Here is a 21,184-nt window from a genome sequence, read left to right as displayed (position 1 = left end):
CGTTCGGGTCGGGTCAGTCGCGAGCGCCGAGCGGACCGCGGTCGGTGAGCTCGACGTTCTGGTTGTAGCGGTACAGCCGTGCGGGTCGGTGGCTGCCCGTGCGGAAGCGGTCCGTCGGGATGAGGGTGCCGGAGTTCTCGACCTGCCGACGGAAGTTCGCCGGATCCAGGTGCCGGCCGAGGATCGACTCGTACACGGCGCGCAGCTCGGCGAGCGTGAACTCGTCGGCGAGCAGACCGTGCGCGATGCGGCTGTAGCCGACCTTGTTGCGCAGGCGCCACAGGGCGTAGTCGATGATCTCGCCGTGGTCGAAGGCGAGCGGCGGCAGGGATGACGCATCGAACCAGCCGACGTTCTCGGGGTCGTGCACCGCGGGGTCGACGAGTCCCGTCGCGGCGTCGTCGGCGCGCAGCAGCGCCCAGTAGACGATCGACACGACCCGCGTGGGGGAGCGGTCGACGGCGCCGAAGGCGTAGAGCTGCTCGAGATAGCTGGGCGCGAGGCCGGTCGTCTCCGCGAGAGTGCGGGATGCCGCGGCATCGAGGCTCTCGGTCACGTCGAGCCAGCCGCCGGGCAGCGCCCACAGGCCCGCGTAGGGGTCGCGCGTGCGGCGGACCAGCGGCAGGGCGAGCGATGCGTGCTCCGCGCCGGCCGCGCGGCGCAGCGTGAAGATGACGGTCGAGACGGCGACGCGCGTCGCCTCGTCTGCGGCGCCCGAGGGCGCGGCATCCGCCGTCGCTCGTGTTCGTGTCATCGTGACCCTAACTCCCGCAAGCGATCGTAGGGTCCGGGCGACGCCAACGCAAACCGGCGTTTTGTCGGTCGACGTGCTTACGCTTGTCGCGGAGAGGGGGACGCGCGTGATCATCGTCGATGTCCTGTTCGTCGTGCTGCTCGTGCTCGCCCTCGTCGGCGGCATCCGGCGCGGGTTCTTCGCGAGCGTCGGCACGCTCGCGGGGCTCGTCGCGGGCGGCATCGCCGCGTTCTGGCTCACGCCTCTCGTGAGCGCGTGGGTGCCCTCGTCGGCGTGGCGCGGCGTCGCCGTGCTCGCCTCGGCCGTGGGCCTTCTCGTCGCGGGCACGCTCATCGGCTCGGTGATCGGCACGGCGCTGCGCTCGGGCACGGACCGGCTCAAGCTGCGCGGCATCGAACGGTTCCTCGGGGGGATCGCGAGCGTCGTCGTCGCGGCCCTCGCGCTCGTGCTCGTGGCGCCCGCCGTCTCCGCCGTCGGCATTCCGGGGATCTCGACCGCCGTCGCGTCGTCCCGCGTGCTGCAGGTGCTCGATGCGCTCACCCCGGCGCCCGTGGACGCCGCGCTGGCGGAGCTTCGCTCGACCGTGCTCGACGACGGGCTTCCGCGTCTGGGCGATCTGCTCGGTCCGGGCGGCGCACAGCCGGCACCGCCGGTCGCACTCGACGATCCGGCGCTGCAGCGGGCCGCGGCATCCGTCGCCCGCGTCTCGGGGACCGCGTACTCGTGCGGTCTCAGCGCGACAGGAAGCGGCTTCGTCGTCGCCCCCGACCGTGTCGTGACCAACGCGCACGTCGTCGCGGGTGTCGATGTGCCCATCGTCGAGCTTCCCGGCGCGGCGGCGCGCGAGGGCAGGATCGTGTACTTCGACCCCGTCGACGACCTCGCCGTCATCGCCGTCGACGACCTCGGTGCGGCGCCACTGCCGCGCTCGCCCACGCTCGCGCCCGGGGCAGCGGGCGCCGTGCAGGGATACCCGCACGGCGGACCCTTCACGTCGAACCCCGCGAGCGTCCTCTCGGTCGGCACGGTACCGGTCGCCGACATCCACGACGAGGGGCTCACTCCCCGCGAGGTGTACGCGCTGCAGGCCACCGTGCGGCCGGGGAACTCGGGCGGACCGCTTCTCACGGCCGGCGGCGAGGTCGCCGGTGTCGTGTTCGCGCGCGCCGAGGGCGATGACACGCGCGGCTACGCCATGACGATGGCCGAGCTCACCCCCGTCGCCGAGGCGGCCCCCGGCTACTCCGACGCCGTCTCGTCGGGGCGCTGTGTCGGGTGAGCCCGCTATGCTGGCGGAGTAATTGAAGACAGGCCGCATGACGTGTGCGGGAGAGCCCCGATCCGGCGACGGAGCGGGCACCGAAGGAGCAAGCCTCCCCGCCAATCTCTCAGGTCCGCGTACCGCCCACGTCCGGCCGCTCTGGAGAGTGATGCGCGCGAGCTGGTGAGCACGCATCCGCCGAAGGAGAAAGCCGGTTCGCCGGCGAAGCTCTCAGGCCTATGACAGAGGGGGAGTTCCCCGGACGCCGCGTGGTGTCCGACCCGACTGCTCGACGGGAGAACTCATGTCCGACCTACGCTCGACCCCGCTGCGCGAGCGCCACGAGGCGCTCGGTGCGTCCTTCACCGATTTCGGCGGGTGGTCGATGCCCGTGCGCTACACCTCCGATCTCGCCGAGCACCACGCCGTGCGCTCGGCCGCCGGGATCTTCGACATCTCGCACATGGCGCAGTTCCGTGTGACAGGTGCCGACCGCGAGGACTTCCTCGCCTACGCGCTCGCGTTCGATCCCCGCAAGCTCGCCCTGTCGAAGGCGAAGTACACGATGGTGCTCGCGCCGACCGGCGGCATCGTCGACGATCTCATCGTGACGCGCACCGCGCCCGAGGAGCTGCTGCTCGTGGCCAACGCGGGCAACCGCGACGCCGTGCGCGCCGCGCTGCAGGACCGGCGCGAAGGGTTCGACGTCGAGATCGCCGAGACCGACGATGCGCTCATCGCCGTGCAGGGGCCCCGCGCGCAGGAGATCCTCCGCGCGACGGCCGGGCTCGAGCACGACGACGCCGTCGCGATGGGCCACACGCTGGAGTCCCTGCCGTACTACACCGCGATGGGCATGCGCTTCGACGGCGCCACCGTGCTCGTCAGCCGCACGGGCTACACGGGCGAAGACGGCTTCGAGCTGAGCGTCGCCGCGTCGCAGGCCGGCGCCCTGTGGGATGCGCTGCTGGCCGCGGGCGAGCCGCTCGGTCTCGTCCCGGCGGGTCTGGCCGCGCGCGACACCCTGCGCCTCGAGGCGGGGATGCCGCTGTACGGCCATGAGCTCTCGCTCGACATCGTGCCGGCTCAGGCCGGCCTCGGCCGCGTCGTGCCGCTCAAGACCAAGGCCGCCGACTTCGTCGGGCGTGCGGCGCTCGAGAGCGTCGTCGCCTCGGGCGCACCCGTCCTCGTCGGGCTCGTTTCCGAAGGTCGCCGCGCGGGTCGCGCCGGCTACGCCGTGCTGCACGACGGCACGCCCGTCGGCGAGATCACCTCGGGTGCTCTCAGCCCGACCCTCGGGCACCCCATCGCGATGGCGTACGTCTCGCCCGGCGCGAGCGAGCCCGGAACCGAACTGTCCATCGACGTGCGCGGAACCCGCATCCCCGCGACCGTCACCGCCATGCCCTTCTATCGGAGAAACCCGTGACCGACATCAACAGTCTTCAGTACACCGCCGAACACGAGTGGATCGCCTTCGCAGACCCTTCGACAGGCTCAGGGCAGGTGCCGGCTGATGCCGTCATCGCGACGGTCGGCATCACCGACTACGCCGCCGAGAAGCTCGGCGACGTCGTCTTCGTCGAGCTTCCCGACGCGGGATCCGCCGTCGAGGCGGGCACGATCGTCGGCGAGATCGAGTCGACGAAGTCCGTCGGCGAGCTCTACGCTCCGCTCACCGGCGAGGTCGTCGAGGTCAACCAGGCCGTCATCGACGACCCGTCGCTGGTCAACTCCGACCCGTACGGTGCGGCGTGGCTGCTCAAGATCCGCGTCGACGCGACGGTGGCCGAGGGGCTCCTCGACCGCGACGCCTACGTCGCCCTCACCGGCGGCGACGCGTGACGGGCCAGTTCGCGGCGAGGCACATCGGAACGGATGCCGCGGCGCAGCGCGCCATGCTCGACGAGCTCGGGTACGACTCGCTCGACGCTCTCGTGCAGACCGCCGTCCCGGCATCCATTCACGTCTCCCCGCGCGAGACGAGCGACATCCCGGCGGCGGCGACCGAGGCCGAGGCGCTTGCCGAACTGCGGGTCCTCGCGTCGCAGAATCGTTCCGCGCGCCCCATGATCGGTCTCGGCTACTACGACACCTTCACGCCGTCGGTCATCACGCGCAACGTGCTCGAGAATCCGTCGTGGTACACCGCGTACACGCCGTATCAGCCCGAGATCTCACAGGGCCGGCTCGAAGCGCTCATCAACTTCGAGACCATGGTCACCGATCTCACGGGTCTCGCGACGGCGAACGCGTCGATGCTCGACGAGTCGACCGCCGTCGTCGAGGGGATGCTGCTCGCCCGACGCGCGTCGAAGTCGCGCTCGAACGTCTTCGTCGTCGACGCCGACGCGCTGCCGCAGACCAGGGCGCTCCTGCGCTCGCGGGCCGACGCCGTCGGTGTCGAGCTCGTCGAGCTCGCCCTCGCCGACGGCGCGACGCTGCCCGACGACCTCTTCGGCGTGTTCGTGCAGTACCCCGGTGCATCCGGTCGCGTGTGGGACCCGTCGGGAGTCATCGACGCGGCGCATGTCGCCGGAGGACTCGTCGTCGCGGCGGCCGACCTGCTCGCGCTCACGCTGCTGCGCTCGCCGGGGTCGCTCGGCGCCGATGTCGCCGTCGGCACGACGCAGCGCTTCGGCGTGCCGCTCGGCTTCGGCGGCCCCCACGCGGGCTACATGGCCGTGCGGTCGGGGCTCGAGCGCCAGTTGCCCGGGCGACTCGTCGGCGTGTCGGTGGATGCCGCGGGTCAGCCCGCGTACCGCCTGTCGCTGCAGACGCGTGAACAGCACATCCGCCGCGAGAAGGCGACCTCCAACATCTGCACGGCGCAGGTGCTGCTGGCCGTCATGGCGGCGATGTACGCCGTGTACCACGGTGCCGACGGACTGAAGGCGATCGCGACCGACGTCGCGAAGAAGGCCGAGGCGCTCGCCGAACGGCTGCGCTCGTACGGCCTCTCGGTGCGGTCGGACTCGTTCTTCGACACGCTCCGCGTCGTCACGCCGGGGCCGTCGCGCCGCGTCATCGATCGCGCGCGCGAACGCGGCTATCAGCTGTTCTGGGCGGATGACGCGACCGTGGGCATCTCGGTGGACGAGACGACGACCGACGAAGACCTCGCCGCCGTGGCGTGGGCGTTCGGGCTCCCCGAGGGCGAGTTCCTCGGCGGCGGCGACCAGGGCGAGCGTGCCGTGCCGTTCGCCGACGCGACGCCGCTCGCGGGCGTGCCGGCGTCGCTGTGGCGCGACGACGAGTACCTGACGCACCCGGTCTTCTCGTCGCACCGCTCCGAGACCGCCATGATGCGCTACCTCAAGCTGCTCGCCGACCGCGACTATGCGCTGGACCGCGGCATGATCCCGCTCGGGTCGTGCACCATGAAGCTCAACGCCGCGACCGAGATGACCGCGATCACGTGGCCGGAGTTCGCGCGGGTGCATCCGTTCTCTCCCGAAGCCGACGTGCGCGGCTATCTCGCGCTCATCGAGCAGCTCGAGACGTGGCTGGCCGAAGTGACGGGGTACGACGCCGTCTCGCTGCAGCCCAACGCGGGCTCGCAGGGCGAGCTCGCCGGACTCATGGCGATCCGGGCATATCACCGTGCGAACGGCGAGGCCGCGCGCACGGTGTGCCTCATCCCTTCGTCGGCGCACGGCACCAACGCGGCATCCGCGGTCCTGGCCGGCATGAAGGTCGTCGTCGTCGCGTGCGACGAGGCCGGCAACGTCGACCTCGACGACCTGCGCGCCAAGATCGCGGCGCACGCCGACGAGCTCTCGGCGCTCATGATCACCTACCCCTCGACGCACGGCGTGTACGAGCACGACGTGCTCGAGATCACGCAGGCCGTGCACGACGCGGGCGGGCAGGTCTACGTCGACGGCGCGAACCTCAACGCCCTGCTCGGGTTCGCGCGGTTCGGCGACCTCGGCGGTGACGTCTCGCACCTCAACCTGCACAAGACGTTCGCGATCCCGCACGGCGGGGGAGGCCCCGGTGTCGGACCGGTCGCGGCGAAGGCGCATCTCGCGCCGTATCTGCCGTCGCATCCGTTCTCGCAGCGCAAGGATCACGCGGGAGGGTTCGTCTTCGACGGCGGTCCGATCTCGGCGGCTCCCCAGGGTTCGGCCAGCATCTTCGCGATCTCGTGGGCCTACGTGCGCATGATGGGCGCGGCGGGGCTGCGCGAGGCGACGGCGACGGCCGTGCTGTCGGCGAACTACATCGCCGCGCGGCTGCGGGACCACTTCCCTGTGCTGTACACGGGCGAGGCCGGGCTCGTCGCGCACGAGTGCATCCTCGATCTGCGCCCGCTCCGCGACGCGACGGGGATCACGGTCGACGATGTCGCCAAGCGGCTGATCGACTACGGCTTCCACGCGCCGACGATGTCGTTCCCCGTCGCGGGAACGCTCATGGTCGAGCCGACGGAGTCCGAGGACCTCGCCGAGATCGAGCGGTTCATCGAGGCCATGATCGCGATCAAGGCCGAGGCCGACGCGGTCGCCGCGGGTCGGTGGCCGGCCGACGACAACCCGCTCGTGAACGCGCCGCACACGGCGGCGGCGGCGATCGAGGGGGAGTGGACGCACCCGTACACCCGGGCCGAGGCGGTGTACCCCGTGCGCTCGCTCGTGCGCGCGAAGTACTGGCCGCCCGTGCGCCGCATCGACCAGGCGTACGGCGACCGCAACCTCGTGTGCGCGTGCCCGCCGATCGAGGCCTTCGCCTGACACCCCCTTGACCGCGAGACTGCAACGGGAGGCCGAGACCGTGGGATTCACCCGCAGTCTCGGCGCCCGGATGCAGTCTCGCGGGTGAGGTGCGGGCGGCCGTGATGCGGCGCGGGGTGCCGCGCCCCGCTCAGCCGGAGGCGCGGGAGGGATGCGGCGCACGCACCGCCGCCCGCAGGGCGTAGAGCTCGGGCGACGACTCCGGCCGGATCGGCCTCAGCCCGGCGGCGCGCAACGTCGTGCGCAGCGGATCGACCTGCACGGCGTCGGGCCACCCCCAGTGCGCGATCCTCGCCGCGTGGGTCAGCAGGCGACGATCGCGGCTCTTCTCGTTGCGGATCGCCGTCGCGGGGTCCTGCAGCGACCCGTCGTATTTCACCTCGCCGTCGGCCTCGCCGATGATGCGCGCGCGCGGCCACCACATGTCGCAGCGGTCCACGACGTCATCGGTGCGGAACTCGCGCTGCAGCTCGGGCTCCTCGAACCCGAGCCACTCCACGACGGCGCGGCTGACCGACTCGAGCGGCGTCTCGGCGAGCGGCGCCGCGCGGTGCAGGGGCCATCGCGCGGCGCGTCGTCCGCGGCTGCTGGGCCGGGCCTCGTTCGCCGCCACGAGCATCTCGACCGTGACCGACGGGTCGGCGCGGAGCGCAGCATCCGCCACCGCGAGGCCCACGGCACCGTGTCGCAGGCGTGCGAGGTCGACCACGGTGTCGATCGCCGTCGTGACGAATGCTCCGCCCAGATCGTCGATCGCCCGGTCGCCCGCCGTCGTGTGCACTCGCACGCCGCCGCCCATCCGCGACGTTCCGTGACCGCCGGCGAGGATGTGCACGGTGCCCGGGTCCCCGAAGACCGGGAGCCCCTGCGCCGCCGCCGCGGACTCGAGGCAGAGTACGACGCCGGGGTGGGTCAGAATGACGGCGTGCACGCGGGCGAGATACCGCTGCCAGGGCGCAAGCGCGTGCCACTGCGGCCCCGGTGCCAGGATGCCGCGGCGCACCCGCACGAGGTCGCCCGAGGCGACCTGCCGCTCGGGATGAGCGAACTCGGACGAGCGCAGCAGCGCGATGGGGCTCGGCGCGAGCGCGGCGCGCCCCCGAGCGAGAGTCGACGTGAACACCATGCACAGACTGTGGGCGCCCGCGCTCGGCCCACGGTGCTCGACGGTGCGATCCGTGGACGCGCGACGTCACGCCCGCCCTGGGGAGGAACCGGCGCACCCGCCCACCCCGCAGCATCCGCCCCCTACCGGCGAGACTGCAACGGCGCGCCGAGACCGTGGGTGAACCCCGCTGTTTCGGCGCGCCGTTGCAGTCTCGCGGGAGAAGCGGGGGTCAGGGAAGCGGGGCGAAGAGCGCCGGCCAGAGCACGACGGCGAGGGGGTAGCCGACGAAGGCGACGACGTCGATGACGGTGTGGGCGATGACGAGGGGCATGACGCGACCCCATCGGCGGTAGCACCAGCCGAACACGACGCCCATGACGAAGTTTCCGATGATCGCACCGAAGCCCTGATAGGCGTGGTAGCCGGCCCGCAGCGCCGCGGTCGAGAGGATGATCGTCCACCACCCCCACCCCAGGCGCCGGAGCCGGTCGAACAGGTAGGCGACGAAGATGACCTCTTCGGTCAGCCCTGCCCGCAGCGCCGCGAGCACGAGCAGCGGCACCGCCCACCACGCCGCGTCGAGCGGCGATGCCTGCACCTGCACCGTGATGCCGAGCGCGCGTCCGGCCGCATAGAGCCCGAGGCCGGGCACGCCGATGACGGCGGCGAGCAGGATGCCGCGACCGAGGTCGCCGCCGAAGCGCCGGAAGTCGAGCCCGATGCGCCGCAGCGCATTCGTCCCGGGTTCCCACAGCAGGAAGACGACGAGCGCCACGAGGCACAGACCGAAGAACACCGACAGCAGCTGGTAGACGGCGTCCCAGATCGCGGCGTCATCGCGTGGCGGGTTCAGCTGCGTCTGCTGATCGCCGATCGGGGTGGGCCGCAGGAGGGCCCGAACGAGCGAGATCACCGAGTAGACGGCCGACTGCCCGACCGTGACGGCGAGGACGAGCCCGATCTCCCATTTCGTACGCGTCCGCTGCGATCCTGGGGCGAGGATCTCGGCGGGGCGATGGGAGCGCATCTTGTCAAGAATGTCACACCGCGGTCACGCCGAGTTAAGGATCTGTAACGGTTTGCACAGGTGTTTTGCGCCGTCATCGGCGCGTGCTTACGGTGTCCGTGTCGTGTCCGGGTAGCACATACCGGGCACTCAACCTTGCACAGGAGGAAATGTGACTATCCAGATCCGGCGCTCTCGCGCCGTGGTGGTCGGGGGCGTGGTCGCGGTTGCGGCTCTCGCGCTCGCCGGCTGCACCACCGACGGCGGTGGCAACGATGAAGAGACTCCCGAGACGCAGGGTGGCACGATCACGATCGCGACCACCAACGCCTTCACGTCGTTCAACGGCGACACCCCCGAGGCGAACCTCGACACGAACGGCATGGTCGGTTACCTGACGGGCGTCAGCGGAGGCCTCGGCCTCGGCGGCTTCGTCCGTCTGGACCAGGACTACACCCTGATCAAGAACGAGGACTTCGGCACCTACGAGCAGGTCTCGGAAGACCCGCTGACGGTGCAGTACACCCTCAACGAGGGCCTCAAGTGGTCGGACGGCGAGGACATCACCGCCGACGACATGCTCGTGAACTGGGCGATCAACTCGGGTTACTTCAACGACGCCATCATCGACCCCGCGACGGGCGATGTCACCAACGGCGGCACCCAGTACTTCTCGCTCGCCGGCAGCACGGCGGGCCTGGACACGACGTCGTTCCCCGAGATCAGCGACGACAACCTCTCGATGACGATCACCTACGACACCCCGTACGTGGACTGGGAGCTGGTCAACCCGATCGGCAAGCCCGCGCACGTGCTCGCCGAGAAGGCCGGAGTGTCGCTCGAGGAGTTCATCTCGACGATCGAAGAGATGCCCGAGGGCGACGTCGACGCTCCCGTCGAGGCGAACCCCGTCCTGAAGGCGGCCGCCGACTTCTGGAACACCGGCTACGACGTCACGGCGATGCCGACCGACGAGAGCCTCCTCGTCGGCAGCGGACCGTTCATCGTGACCGACTTCGTCCCGGAGTCGAGCATCACGCTCGAGAAGAACCCGGAGTACACCGGTGACCTGTCGCCCTCGTACGACCAGCTCATCATGCGCTTCATCGGCGACTCGAACGCCCAGGTCACGGCCCTGCAGAACGGTGAGGTCAACGCGATCTACCCGCAGGCGTCGGCTGACACGCTGACGGCGCTGGACAACGCCGGTGCCACGATCCACGCGGGCGACCAGCTGTCGTACGACCACCTCGACCTGAACTTCACGGGTGTGTTCGCCGAGGCGAACGTGCGCGAGGCGTTCATGAAGACGATCCCGCGCCAGCAGATCCTCGAGTCGATCATCACCCCCGTCAACCCCGACGCCGGTGTGCTCAACTCGCAGATCTTCCTGCCGACGGATGCCGCCTACCCCGACGCCGTCGCCGCGAGCGGTTACGACGCCTATGACGAGCCGGACATCGAGGGCGCTCGCGAGCTGCTCGCCGGTGCGACCCCGACCGTCCGCATCCTCTACAACACGAACAACCCGAACCGTGTCGACAGCTTCCGCGCCATCCAGCAGTCGGCGCAGGAGGCGGGCTTCGTGATCGAGGACGCCGGTTCGCCCGACTGGAGCTCGCTCCTGGGCAGCGGCAGCTACGACGCGTCGATCTTCGGCTGGATCTCGCCGGGTGCCGGCAACGCGGCGCTCCCGCAGATCTTCAAGAACGGCGGCGGCGGCAACTACAACAACTACAACAACGCCGAGGTCAACGCCCTGGCCGACGAGAGCCAGGTCACGCTCGACCCCGAGCGCCTGACCGAGATCAAGATCGAGATCGACGCGCACACCGCGGCCGACTTCTTCGGTCTGCCGCTCTTCCAGCTGCCGGGTCTGTTCGCCGACAACGGCTCGGTCACCGGTATCGAGCACTTCGGCGGTCAGACGGGTATCGTCTGGAATGCGCAGGAGTGGACGCTCGCGGGCTGATGCCCCGGGCATGACACCCGTGTGACGGGCAGTGAGGCGCCGGAGTCTTCTACGGCTCCGGCGCCTCCTGCCTGTCGTTCGGGAATCAGTCCGTCGAGGCGCTCGCCTCGACCCGATCGAAGGAGACCGGATACCCCATGGTGGGATTCGTCCTCAGACGCATCGCCGTCTCGATCCTGGTACTGCTCGCGGCATCCTTCCTGATGTACGTGCTCGCGGCGAACTCCGGCAACCCGCTGCAGGACCTCGAGGGAAGCAACGCGCCGAACCGGGATCAGCTCATCGCGGCGCGGATCAACGCGCTCGACCTGGATGTGCCTCCCGTGCTGCGCTACTTCCTGTGGCTCGGCGGAGCGGCCCAGTGCCTCGTCCCGTTCGTCGGCACGTGCGACCTCGGCCTCACGATCTCCAACGCCGCCGTCACCGACATCCTGCCGCCGGCGATGGCCTCGACGCTGCAGCTCGTGACCGCTGCGTTCCTCATCGCCATCGTGCTCGGCGTCGCGGTCGGTATCGTCACCGCGCTTCGCCAGTACAGCGGCTTCGACTTCAGCGTCACCCTGCTGAGCTTCTTCCTGTATTCGCTGCCCTCGTTCCTCATCGCGGTGCTGTTGAAGGAATTCCTCGCGATCGGGTTCAACGACTTCCTGCAATCGGCCACGACCATCCCCGCCTGGGTGATCGCGCTCGTCGCGGTCGTCAGCGCCATCGTCTGGCAGGCGATGATCGGCGGCCCCGTTCGCCGGCGCCTCGTCGTCGCCGTCGCCTCGGGCGGCGTGACGGCGGCTCTTCTCATCTACTTCGACATCGTCGACTGGTTCCGCCAGCCCGGACTCGGCCCCGTCGGCCTCTTCCTCCTCATCGGGGGGACCGTCGTGCTGACCACGGCGCTGTTGGCGGGGCTCGAGAACCGCCGCGCCCTCATGATCGCCGCCCTCAACGGCGCGATCGCCTACGTCTGCTACTTCGCCCTGCAGGGCCTGTTCAACGTGTCGACGCTCGGCACCCTCATCATCCTCGGGCTCGTGGCGATCGCCGTCGGCATCGGATCGGGGCTCCTGCTGGGCGGACCCGACCGCGGGATGGCGGCGCGCATCGGAGGCATCGTCGCCTTCGTGTCGAGCGGCTTCGTCGTGCTCGACCGCTACATGCAGTCCTGGCCCGAGTACATGGCCAACCCGCGGATCAACAACCGCCCCATCGCCACCGTGGGCGCCAGCACCCCCGGCTTCAACGGCGACGTGTGGCTCACGGGCATCGACAGCTTCACCCACCTGCTGCTGCCGACCGTCGCCCTGCTGCTGATCTCGTTCGCCGGCTACACCCGGTACGCCCGCGCGGGCCTGCTCGAGGTGATGAACCAGGACTACATCCGCACGGCGCGCGCCAAGGGCCTGCCCGAGCGCACGGTCGTCATGCGGCACGCCCTGCGCAACATGCTCATCCCCATCGTGACGCTCATCGCAACCGACGTCGGCGCCCTGCTGGGCGGCGCGGTCATCACCGAACGCGTCTTCGCGATCAGCGGCATGGGCTCGCTCTTCGTCCTGGGCATCACGCGCGTGGACGTCAACCCCGTCATGGGGTACTTCCTCGTCATCGCGATCACCGCGATCGTCTTCAACTTCCTCGCCGACCTCGCCTACGCGGCGCTCGATCCTCGAGTGCGGGTGGCCGCATGATCGCCGAGAACCGCTCGTCCCGGGAGGTCGTCCGATGAGCCAGCAGATCATGCCCGAGCCGCCGACCCCGGCCGCGGCGCCCGACGACGAGAACACGGTCGGAGTGAGCCAGGGGCGGCTCATCCTGCGTCGCTTCTTCGCCAATCGCGTGTCGGTGGTGTCCGGCATCCTGTTCCTGCTGATCGCGATCTTCTCGATCTCGGCGATCGGCATCGGGCCGATCCCCGGCTGGTGGCACCACAACTACACGACGCTCAACACGCAGCAGAACGGCGGGGCACCGACCATCTCGCTCATCCCGCAGTGGCTCGGCGGTGCGGGCATCGCGCTGGGGGAGCACCCGTTCGGGCAGGACCGCATCGGCATCGACTACTTCGCGATGACGATGCGCGGCATCCAGAACTCGATCGTCGTGATGTTCGTCATCTCGATCGTCGGCACGGTCGTCGGCACCGTCATCGGGGCGATCGCCGGGTACTACCGCGGCATCGTCGACTCGATCCTCATGCGGGTCACCGATGTCTTCATCGTCATCCCCGTGCTCGTCATCGGCGCCGTCGTCGGACGCGCGACCGGTGGCCTGGGCGTCTGGCCGCTCGCGTTCTTCCTCGCGATGGTCTCGTGGATGACGATCGCGCGTCTCGTGCGGGGCGAATTCCTGACGCTGCGCGAACGCGAGTTCGTCGAAGCGGCACGCGTCGCCGGCGCCAGCGACGCCCGCATCATCTTCAAGCACATCCTGCCCAACGCGATCGGCGTCGTGATCGTGGCGGCGACGCTGCTGGCGGCGGCGGCGATCCTGCTCGAGACGGCGCTGAGCTACCTCGGCCTCGGCGTGCGTCCGCCGGACGTCTCGCTCGGCTTCATCATCTCGGACAACCAGTCCGCGTTCCAGACGCGTCCGTGGCTGTTCTGGTGGCCGGCGACGTTCATCGTCCTGCTCGCCCTGCTGATCAACTTCGTCGGCGACGGCCTGCGCGACGCCTTCGACCCGCGCCAGAAGCGCTTCTCGCTGCGGCGGACGAAGGAGCCGGTCGAGAGTCGGCGGGAGCGCACATGAGCGCGTCAGATCAGCAGCGCCGCGCACACGAGTCCCGCGACCCCGGCGACGATCGCCGCGACCGACAGCGTGCGCGGGCTCACGGCGACGGGCGTCTCACCGGCGACACCCGACTCGACGCGACCGGTGCGCAGACCCTCCTGCCAGCGCCTGCGCACGAGATCGGCGGCGCGGCCCGAGTCGGTCGTCGGCAGGTCCGACGGGCGGATGCCGGGGGCCGAGGCCGCTTCGGATCGCCGATGCGCGCGCGCGGCGCGGACTCCCGCCATGGCACCCGGCGCCGGTGCAGCGGTCGCGCTGATGCGACGACCGGGCGTGTGCACGAGGAGCGAGTAGCGCGTCTCGACGTGGATGACCGCGGCCCACGGCACGCGGTACTCCACGACGACGTTCGCGATCGTCACCCGGTCGTCATCGACCGCGACGAACGGCGCCCACAGCAGCGCCCATACGAGCACACCCGCGGATGCCGCACCCACGAGCAGTCCGGGTGCCGCCTCGCCCGCGGCCGGTACGACGAGGGCGGTCACCGCGAGGGCGGCCAGCGCCACCCAGATCGTGACGCTCAGCACTCGATTGAACATCGGACGGAAGACGAGCCGCGGCATCCGGTCATTCTGTCATCCCCGCACCCGGGTCGCCTCGGTCGCGGGACAGGGAGGATCTCTTCATGAGCACGACCGAGCAGCCGAACGGCGCCGCCCTCGAGATGACCGACGTCAGCGTCGACTTCGCCGTCGACGACGTCTGGGTGCCCGCGGCCAAGAACCTCACCTATGCGATCGAACGCGGCCAGGTCGTCGCCGTCGTGGGGGAGTCGGGGTCGGGCAAGAGCGCGAGCTCGATGGCCGTCCTCGACCTGCTGCCGCGCAACAGCCGCGTCCGGGGCAGCATCAAGGTGAACGGCCGCGAGATCGTGGGAATGGGTCCGCGCCAGCTGCGCCAGCTGCGGGGGCCGCAGGTCGCCGCCATCTTCCAGGAGCCCATGACGGCGCTCAACCCCGTCCTCACGGTCGGCTTCCAGGTCGTCGAGGCGATCCGGGCGCACACGTCGAAGAGTCCGTCCGAGGCGAGGGAACGCGCGATCGAGCTGCTCGGTCTGGTGGGACTGCCCGATCCCGAGAAGGCGTTCGCCTCGTACCCGCACCAGCTCTCGGGCGGCCAGCGCCAGCGCGCCATGATCGCGCAGGCGATCAGCCTCGATCCCGCTCTTCTCATCGCCGACGAGCCCACGACCGCGCTCGACGTGACGGTCCAGGCCGAGATCCTCGATCTGCTGCGGGATCTGCGCGACCGCCTGGACTCCGCGATCCTGCTCATCACGCACGACATGGGCGTCGTCGCCGACCTCGCCGACTGGATCGTCGTGATGAAGGACGGCGAGATCGTCGAGCAGGGCGACGTGCGGCAGGTGCTCGAGCACCCCCGCCATGCGTACACCCGCGCGCTCCTGGCCGCCGTGCCGCGCCTCGGCGAGGGCGCGGGCGGAGACGTCGTCGATGTGGTCGAGAGCCTCGCGCACGTCGTCGACGTGGTCGAGGCCGGCGCCGCGGGGAGCGAGCGCGCGGCCGACGTCGCCGTCGTCTCGGAGCCCGTGCTGGAGCTTTCCGGGGTGTCGATCGAGTACGGCAAGCGCGGGCGCGTGGCGGCGTTCCGCGCCGTCGACGACGTCTCGCTCGCGATCGGCGAGGGCGAGATCGTCGGTCTCGTCGGGGAATCCGGCTCGGGGAAGTCGACCATCGGGCGCGCCTCGATCGGCCTCCAGCCGATCGCCGAGGGCACGCTCGTCGTCGACGGCATCGACATCAGCTCGGGCTCGCGGAAGACGATCGCGTCGCTGCGCCGCAAGGTCGGCATCGTCTTCCAGGACCCGTCGTCATCCCTCAACCCGCGGTTGCCGATCGGCGAGAGCATCGGCGAGCCGATCCTGCTCGCTCGCGAAGCGAAGGGCGCGGCGCTCGACAAGCGCGTGGAGACCCTGCTCGACGAAGTGCACCTTCCGCGCAGCTACCGCAACCGCTACCCGCACGAGCTGTCGGGCGGGCAGAAGCAGCGCGTCGGGATCGCCCGTGCCCTCGCCCTGCAGCCGCGACTGCTCGTGGCCGACGAGCCGACGAGCGCCCTCGACGTGTCGGTGCAGGCGCACGTGCTCGAACTGCTGCTCCAGCTGCAGTCCGAGCACAAGTTCGCGTGCCTGTTCATCAGTCACGACCTCGCCGTCGTCGACGCGATGGCCGACCGGATCATCGTGCTTCACCACGGCAGGATCGCCGAGCAGGGCACGCGCGACCAGATCCTGCGTGATCCGAAGGAGCCGTACACGCAGCGGCTCATCGCCGCGATCCCCGTGCCCGATCCCGACGTGCAGGCCGCGCGTCGAACACTGCGGCACCAGCTGCTGCGGGCCGAGGGCGACGCGGTCTGACACTCCGCGGCGCGTACGTACGGGAGCCGCCCAGGCGTCTGCGATAAACTGGAACGTCGGACCCTCGAGTTTCGGCCTCTCCGCTTCCCAGACCTCGCAAGGATCCCTCTCATGGCGCGTGCCCTTCGTCCGGACCTCCGCAACGTGGCGATCGTCGCCCACGTCGACCACGGCAAGACCACGCTCGTCGACGCGATGCTGCGTCAGACGGGCTCGTTCGGCTCACACGAGCACCTCGAAGAGCGCGCGATGGACTCGAACGACCTCGAGCGCGAAAAGGGCATCACGATCCTCGCCAAGAACACGGCGATCACCTACAACGGGGCGCACTCCGACGTGCCCGTCACGATCAATGTCATCGACACTCCCGGTCACGCCGACTTCGGCGGCGAAGTCGAGCGCGGGCTGTCGATGGTCGACGGCGTCGTGCTGCTCGTCGACTCGAGCGAGGGCCCGCTCCCGCAGACGCGGTTCGTGCTGCGCAAGGCACTCGAGTCGAAGCTGCCGGTCATCCTCCTGGTCAACAAGACCGACCGCCCCGACGCGCGCATCGCCGAGGTCGAGGAGGAAGCGCACGACCTGCTGCTCGGCCTCGCCTCGGACCTCGTCGACGATGTGCCCGACCTCGACGTCGACGCGCTCCTGGATGTGCCCGTCGTCTACGCGTCCGGTCGCGCCGGCGCCGCCTCTCGCAACCGCCCGGCGAACGGCGAACTTCCGGACAACGCCGACCTCGAACCGCTCTTCGGCGCGATCCTCGAGCACGTGCCGTCTCCGTCCTACGACGATGAGGCGCCGTTGCAGGCGTGGGTGACGAACCTCGACTCGAACCCGTTCCTCGGCCGTCTCGCGCTGCTGCGCGTCTTCAACGGCACGCTGAAGAAAGGGCAGACGGTCGCGTGGGTGCGCCACGACGGATCCCAGGCCAACGCCCGCATCACGGAGCTGCTGAAGACCCGCGCGCTGGAGCGCTACCCTGCCGAATCCGCCGGCCCGGGCGACATCGTCGCGATCGCCGGCATCGAGGACATCACGATCGGCGAGACGATCGCCGACCCCGAGGACGTACGGCCGCTGCCGGCGATCTCGGTCGACGATCCGGCGATCTCGATGACGATCGGCACGAACACGTCGCCCCTCGTCGGCAAGGTCAAGGGTCACAAGCTCACGGCGCGCATGGTGAAGGACCGCCTGGACCGCGAGCTCATCGGCAACGTCTCGCTCAAGGTCGTCGACATCGGCCGTCCCGACGCCTGGGAGGTGCAGGGCCGCGGTGAGCTGGCCCTCGCGATCCTCGTCGAGAACATGCGCCGCGAGGGCTTCGAGCTGACGGTGGGCAAGCCCCAGGTCGTCACGCGCCGCGGCGACGACGGCAAGGTGAAGGAGCCGTTCGAGCACCTCACGATCGATGCCCCCGAGGAGTACCTCGGTTCGATCACGCAGCTGCTCGCGGCGCGCAAGGGACGCATGGAGACCATGACGAACCACGGCACCGGGTGGGTGCGGATGGAGTTCGTCGTACCGTCGCGCGGTCTCATCGGCTTCCGCACGGAGTTCATGTCGACAACGCGCGGCACGGGCATCGCCAACGCGATCTCGCACGGCTACGACGACTGGGCCGGGCACATCCAGGCCCGCCAGAACGGGTCGATCGTCGCCGACCGCTCGGGTGTCGCGACGCCGTTCGCGATGATGGCACTGCAGGAGCGGATGAGCTTCTTCGTCCAGCCCACCGAAGAGGTCTACGAGGGGATGGTCGTCGGCGAGAACTCCCGCGCCGACGACATGGACGTCAACATCACCAAAGAGAAGAAGCTCACCAACATGCGCTCCTCGACGGCGGACACGTTCGAATCGATGACACCGCCGCGCCAGCTCTCGCTCGAGGAGAGCCTCGAGTTCGCGCGCGACGACGAATGCGTCGAGGTCACCCCCGAGAAGGTGCGCATCCGCAAGGTGATCCTGGGCCAGACCGAGCGCGGCCGCGCGACGTCGCGCCTGAAGCGTCAGGACGCCAACGCCTGACCGCCTGATGGCACGCCGGGGCGGCGGGGGTCGGTAGGCTCATCGGGTGACGCTGGATCCCACCTTCGACGACGCGCACGAGCCCGGTGAGGCGCGTCGTGCGGCCCGCGAGGGACTCGGCGTCGCCCTCGCGACGAGCGCGTACGGCATCTCGTTCGGCGCGCTCGCGGTCGCCTCCGGACTGGACGTCTGGCAGACGTGCGTCCTGAGCCTGCTCATGTTCACGGGCGGGTCGCAGTTCGCCTTCGTCGGCGTCATCGGCGCCGGGGGACTCGCCGCCGCGCCCGCCGCGATCGCGTCGGCGTCGCTCCTCGGCATCCGCAACGTCGCGTACGGCATCCGGATGTCGCACGTCATCGGCGGCGGCGTCTTCAAGCGCGCCGCAGCCGCACACTTCACGATCGACGAGTCGACGGCCGTCTCGCTCGCCCAGCGCACACGGCACGCGCGCTCGATCGGCTTCTGGGTCACCGGCATCGGCATCTACGTCGGCTGGAACCTGTCGACGCTCGCCGGCGCCCTGCTGGGCGACGTGCTGGGGGATCCGAAAGCCTACGGACTGGATGCCGCGGCCGCGGCCGCCTTCCTCGCGTTGCTGTGGCCGCGCCTGCGGCGCCGGCAGCCGATCGCCGTCGGGATCGCCGCGGCCGTCGTCGCCACGATCCTCACCCCCGCGCTCATGCCCGGGCTGCCCGTGCTCGTCGCCGCTGTCGTGGCGGTCGTCGTCGGATGGTTCAACTGGCTGGGCGAGCCTGACACGGGCTCTGAGACCGGTCCTGCTCCGGGCGCAGGGGCCGGCGGGGACGTGCCGGAGAGGGACGGACTGCCATGACGATGTGGACCGCCGTGCTGGTCGCGGCCATCGTGTGCGTCGCGCTCAAGACGCTCGGATACCTCGTTCCGCCGCGCTGGTTCGACGCGCCCCGCCCGGCGCGCACGGCCGACCTGCTCACCGTCGCCCTGCTCGCCGCGCTCGTCGCCGTGCAGACCTTCGGGGTCGGGCAGGACGTGACCGTCGACGCCCGCGTGCCCGCCGTGCTCGTCGCGGCGGGTCTGCTCCTGCTGCGCGCACCGTTCCTCGTCGTGGTCGTGGCCGCCGCGATCGTCGCGGCCCTCCTGCGGCTGTGGGGATGGGCGGCGTAGGCTGACCCGGTGGGTTTCTCGTGGACGCGTGTCAGCACGTGGATCGTCGCTCTGGCCGTGGGCGCCGTGTACGGCCTCGCGGGCACGATCGCGCACGCGTACGTCGTCATCGGGATCCCTCTCGGAGTGGTGCTCGGACTGCTGGGGTGCGGGGCGCTCGTCGTCGCCGTGCGGTTGCTGACGGGCGACCGCTGGGCGGCCCTCGCGACGGGTCTGGGCATGACGATCGCGACCCTCGTCTTCTCGGGGCGAGGCCCCGGCGGGTCGGTCATCGTGCCCGAATCCGCGTTGGGAACCGTGTGGACGCTCGCCCTGCCGATCATCGTCGTGCTCGTCGTCGCGTGGCCTTCACGGCTGCCGGTGGCGGCTCCGCCGATCGACCGAGGTGCTGCGCAGGCGAACTAGACTGGCAGGCGTGACGTACGTGATCGCCCTTCCCTGCGTGGATCTCAAAGACCGTGCCTGCATCGACGAATGCCCCGTCGACTGCATCTACGAGGGCGAGCGGATGCTCTACATCCACCCCGATGAATGCGTCGACTGCGGTGCCTGCGAACCGGTCTGCCCCGTCGAGGCGATCTACTACGAAGACGACGTTCCCGAGGAGTGGCAGGACTACTACAAGGCCAACGTCGAGTTCTTCGACGACATCGGTTCGCCCGGGGGTGCCGCTAAGACCGGGGTGATCCCCAAGGACCACCCCATCGTGGCCGCACTGCCGCCGCAGGAGCATTGAGCATGGGGGTCGCCGACCTCGCCGACTACCCGTGGGACGCCGTCGCTCCGTTCGCCGAGCGCGCCCGCGCCCACCCCGACGGGATCGTCGATCTGTCGATCGGGTCACCCGTCGACGAGACGCCCGCCGTCGTGGCTCAGGTACTCGCATCGGCGACGGACGCGCATGCCTATCCGCAGACGATGGGCACGCCGGCGCTGCGCGCCGCGATCGCGCAGTGGTACGAGCGCCGCCGCGACGTGGCGGGACTCACACCCGACAACGTGCTGCCGACGGTCGGCTCGAAAGAGCTCGTCGCGCTGCTTCCGCTGCTGCTCGACCTCGGCCCCGGCGACGTCGTCGTGCACCCCACGGCCGCGTACCCGACCTACGAAGTAGGTGCACGGCTCGTCGGGGCGACACCCTTCGCATCCGACGATCCCGCGGAGTGGCCCGACCAGACACGGCTCGTGTGGGTCAACTCGCCGGGAAACCCCGATGGGCGCGTGCTCGACGTCGCGGCGCTGCGGGCCGCCGTGCAGCGGGCGCGCCGGTTGGGCGCCGTCCTCGCCTCGGACGAATGCTATGCCGAGCTGGGCTGGGATGCACCGTGGGACCGCGCCCTCATCCCCTCCGCGCTGGATCCGCGGGTCACCGACGGCGACCTGCACGGCATCCTCGCGGCGTATTCGCTCAGCAAGCAGTCCAACCTCGCCGGCTATCGGGCCGCGTTCCTCGCGGGGGATCCCGCGCTCGTCGGCCGACTGCTCACGGGCCGCAAGCATCTGGGCCTCATGCTGCCGGCACCCGTGCAGCGTGCCATGACGGCCGCACTCGCCGACGATGAGCACGTCGCGGCACAGAAGGAGCGCTATCGCGCGCGGCGTGACGTGCTGCGCCCCGCGCTCGAGGCGGCGGGCCTGCGGATCGACGGCAGCGAAGCGGGCCTGTATCTGTGGGCGACGGAAGACCGCGACGCGTGGGAGAGCATGGATCGCCTGGCCGAGCTCGGGATCCTCGCCGGTCCGGGGCATTTCTACGGCGCGCACCATCCGCGGCACGTCCGTCTGTCGCTCACGGCGACCGACGAGCGCATCGCCGCCGCGGCCCAGCGACTGCGCGCGGAGGCCGAGGTCTGACGGTTCGCCGGCGGCAGGAGAAATCCTCCATCGGATTCCCCAGACCTTTGGCGGTGTCCGAAGCTGTGTGTCGAGCCGACTAGGCTGTAGGGGCGCAGCGGCGTGGCATCCCTCGCCTCTGCAGCAGTCCGACGACAGCGACCCTGACGGGCCGCCAC

Annotated in this window: 18 protein-coding genes and 2 riboswitches; of the genes, 14 read left to right on the top strand and 4 right to left on the bottom strand. The window is 70.4% G+C overall.

All coding sequences use genetic code 11. The features are described 5' to 3' along the window. Positions 1-13: 13 nt before the first annotated feature. Positions 14-754, bottom strand: a complete 741-nt coding sequence (locus tag ACWIBS_RS00830) for an NUDIX hydrolase (RefSeq protein ID WP_376127249.1) — start codon at positions 752-754, stop codon at positions 14-16. Between the two features lie 106 nt (positions 755-860). Between ACWIBS_RS00830 and ACWIBS_RS00825 the strand changes: the two genes are divergently transcribed. The 4 genes from ACWIBS_RS00825 to gcvP all read left to right on the top strand — a co-directional run bounded on the left by ACWIBS_RS00825 (position 861) and on the right by gcvP (position 6,751). Further along, a complete protein-coding gene (locus tag ACWIBS_RS00825; RefSeq protein ID WP_376127251.1) occupies positions 861-2,033 on the top strand; it encodes a MarP family serine protease in 1,173 nt (390 codons plus the stop codon). Between the two features lie 37 nt (positions 2,034-2,070). Next, positions 2,071-2,168: riboswitch (glycine riboswitch) on the top strand. Then, positions 2,169-2,271: riboswitch (glycine riboswitch) on the top strand. A gap of 48 nt (positions 2,272-2,319) precedes the next feature. After that, entirely contained in the window at positions 2,320-3,444 is a 1,125-nt protein-coding gene (gcvT, locus tag ACWIBS_RS00820) for a glycine cleavage system aminomethyltransferase GcvT (protein WP_376127253.1), read from the top strand. Next, positions 3,441-3,860 carry a glycine cleavage system protein GcvH gene (gene gcvH / locus ACWIBS_RS00815; protein ID WP_376127255.1) on the top strand — a complete coding sequence of 140 codons (420 nt, stop codon included), beginning with the start codon at positions 3,441-3,443 and terminating at the stop codon, positions 3,858-3,860. The genes gcvT and gcvH overlap by 4 nt, the downstream gene beginning before the upstream one ends. Before the next feature lie 53 nt (positions 3,861-3,913). After that, complete coding sequence (gcvP, locus tag ACWIBS_RS00810) at positions 3,914-6,751, top strand: aminomethyl-transferring glycine dehydrogenase (protein WP_376127276.1); 2,838 nt, start codon at positions 3,914-3,916, stop codon at positions 6,749-6,751. Positions 6,752-6,881: 130 nt separating this feature from the next. On the opposite strand, the gene ACWIBS_RS00805 is transcribed toward gcvP, so the two are convergent. Beyond that, positions 6,882-7,877, bottom strand: a complete 996-nt coding sequence (locus ACWIBS_RS00805; protein WP_376127257.1) for a hypothetical protein — start codon at positions 7,875-7,877, stop codon at positions 6,882-6,884. Between the two features lie 211 nt (positions 7,878-8,088). Beyond that, on the bottom strand, positions 8,089-8,886 hold the full coding sequence (locus tag ACWIBS_RS00800) for a CPBP family intramembrane glutamic endopeptidase (protein ID WP_376128315.1): 798 nt from the start codon (positions 8,884-8,886) through the stop codon (positions 8,089-8,091). A 151-nt stretch (positions 8,887-9,037) separates the two neighbouring features. Here ACWIBS_RS00800 and ACWIBS_RS00795 point away from each other — a divergent pair, with 151 nt between their 5' ends. The 3 genes from ACWIBS_RS00795 to ACWIBS_RS00785 all read left to right on the top strand — a co-directional run bounded on the left by ACWIBS_RS00795 (position 9,038) and on the right by ACWIBS_RS00785 (position 13,579). Further along, positions 9,038-10,837 carry an ABC transporter family substrate-binding protein gene (locus ACWIBS_RS00795; RefSeq protein WP_376128316.1) on the top strand — a complete coding sequence of 600 codons (1,800 nt, stop codon included), beginning with the start codon at positions 9,038-9,040 and terminating at the stop codon, positions 10,835-10,837. A 137-nt stretch (positions 10,838-10,974) separates the two neighbouring features. Continuing rightward, positions 10,975-12,519, top strand: a complete 1,545-nt coding sequence (locus ACWIBS_RS00790) for an ABC transporter permease (RefSeq protein ID WP_376128318.1) — start codon at positions 10,975-10,977, stop codon at positions 12,517-12,519. A 34-nt stretch (positions 12,520-12,553) separates the two neighbouring features. After that, the gene (locus ACWIBS_RS00785; RefSeq protein WP_376128320.1) at positions 12,554-13,579 is read left to right on the top strand and encodes an ABC transporter permease; all 1,026 of its coding nucleotides are present in this window, start codon (positions 12,554-12,556) and stop codon (positions 13,577-13,579) included. A gap of 5 nt (positions 13,580-13,584) precedes the next feature. Here ACWIBS_RS00785 and ACWIBS_RS00780 read toward each other — a convergent pair whose 3' ends face one another. Then, on the bottom strand, positions 13,585-14,187 hold the full coding sequence (locus tag ACWIBS_RS00780; RefSeq protein ID WP_376128322.1) for a PH domain-containing protein: 603 nt from the start codon (positions 14,185-14,187) through the stop codon (positions 13,585-13,587). A gap of 62 nt (positions 14,188-14,249) precedes the next feature. Here ACWIBS_RS00780 and ACWIBS_RS00775 point away from each other — a divergent pair, with 62 nt between their 5' ends. The 7 genes from ACWIBS_RS00775 (at position 14,250) to dapC (ending at position 21,026) form a co-directional block, all read left to right on the top strand. Further along, a complete protein-coding gene (locus ACWIBS_RS00775; RefSeq protein ID WP_376128324.1) occupies positions 14,250-16,004 on the top strand; it encodes a dipeptide ABC transporter ATP-binding protein in 1,755 nt (584 codons plus the stop codon). A 111-nt stretch (positions 16,005-16,115) separates the two neighbouring features. Continuing rightward, positions 16,116-18,029: a translational GTPase TypA gene (typA, locus tag ACWIBS_RS00770; protein WP_376128325.1), complete on the top strand. Its 1,914-nt coding sequence runs from the start codon at positions 16,116-16,118 to the stop codon at positions 18,027-18,029. Positions 18,030-18,075: 46 nt separating this feature from the next. Then, complete coding sequence (locus ACWIBS_RS00765; protein ID WP_376128327.1) at positions 18,076-18,861, top strand: AzlC family ABC transporter permease; 786 nt, start codon at positions 18,076-18,078, stop codon at positions 18,859-18,861. Then, positions 18,858-19,172 carry an AzlD domain-containing protein gene (locus ACWIBS_RS00760; protein ID WP_376128329.1) on the top strand — a complete coding sequence of 105 codons (315 nt, stop codon included), beginning with the start codon at positions 18,858-18,860 and terminating at the stop codon, positions 19,170-19,172. Before ACWIBS_RS00765 ends, ACWIBS_RS00760 begins: the two co-directional genes overlap by 4 nt. A 9-nt stretch (positions 19,173-19,181) precedes the next feature. Further along, entirely contained in the window at positions 19,182-19,577 is a 396-nt protein-coding gene (locus ACWIBS_RS00755; RefSeq protein ID WP_376128331.1) for a histidinol dehydrogenase, read from the top strand. Between the two features lie 10 nt (positions 19,578-19,587). Beyond that, positions 19,588-19,908 (top strand): ferredoxin, encoded by a 321-nt coding sequence (gene fdxA / locus ACWIBS_RS00750; protein WP_376128333.1) that lies wholly within the window; start codon positions 19,588-19,590, stop codon positions 19,906-19,908. A gap of 2 nt (positions 19,909-19,910) precedes the next feature. Further along, positions 19,911-21,026, top strand: coding sequence for a succinyldiaminopimelate transaminase (dapC, locus tag ACWIBS_RS00745; RefSeq protein WP_376128335.1), 1,116 nt, complete (start codon positions 19,911-19,913; stop codon positions 21,024-21,026). Positions 21,027-21,184: the final 158 nt, after the last annotated feature.

It is taken from the genome of Microbacterium sp. NPDC055442, assembly GCF_053644215.1.
This window is presented reverse-complemented; position numbering and strand designations above follow the sequence as displayed.

Excerpts from the sequence above, each read along its gene's own strand:
- ACWIBS_RS00780 (WP_376128322.1), bottom strand. The coding sequence starts at position 14,187 with ATGCCGCGGCTCGTCTTCCGTCCGATGTTCAATCGAGTGCTGAGCGTC.
- gcvT (WP_376127253.1), top strand. The coding sequence starts at position 2,320 with ATGTCCGACCTACGCTCGACCCCGCTGCGCGAGCGCCACGAGGCGCTC.
- typA (WP_376128325.1), top strand. The coding sequence starts at position 16,116 with ATGGCGCGTGCCCTTCGTCCGGACCTCCGCAACGTGGCGATCGTCGCC.
- ACWIBS_RS00830 (WP_376127249.1), bottom strand. The coding sequence starts at position 754 with ATGACACGAACACGAGCGACGGCGGATGCCGCGCCCTCGGGCGCCGCA.
- dapC (WP_376128335.1), top strand. The coding sequence starts at position 19,911 with ATGGGGGTCGCCGACCTCGCCGACTACCCGTGGGACGCCGTCGCTCCG.
- ACWIBS_RS00775 (WP_376128324.1), top strand. The coding sequence starts at position 14,250 with ATGAGCACGACCGAGCAGCCGAACGGCGCCGCCCTCGAGATGACCGAC.
- gcvP (WP_376127276.1), top strand. The coding sequence starts at position 3,914 with ATGCTCGACGAGCTCGGGTACGACTCGCTCGACGCTCTCGTGCAGACC.
- ACWIBS_RS00760 (WP_376128329.1), top strand. The coding sequence starts at position 18,858 with ATGACGATGTGGACCGCCGTGCTGGTCGCGGCCATCGTGTGCGTCGCG.
- ACWIBS_RS00800 (WP_376128315.1), bottom strand. The coding sequence starts at position 8,886 with ATGCGCTCCCATCGCCCCGCCGAGATCCTCGCCCCAGGATCGCAGCGG.
- ACWIBS_RS00805 (WP_376127257.1), bottom strand. The coding sequence starts at position 7,877 with ATGGTGTTCACGTCGACTCTCGCTCGGGGGCGCGCCGCGCTCGCGCCG.
- ACWIBS_RS00790 (WP_376128318.1), top strand. The coding sequence starts at position 10,975 with ATGGTGGGATTCGTCCTCAGACGCATCGCCGTCTCGATCCTGGTACTG.
- ACWIBS_RS00785 (WP_376128320.1), top strand. The coding sequence starts at position 12,554 with ATGAGCCAGCAGATCATGCCCGAGCCGCCGACCCCGGCCGCGGCGCCC.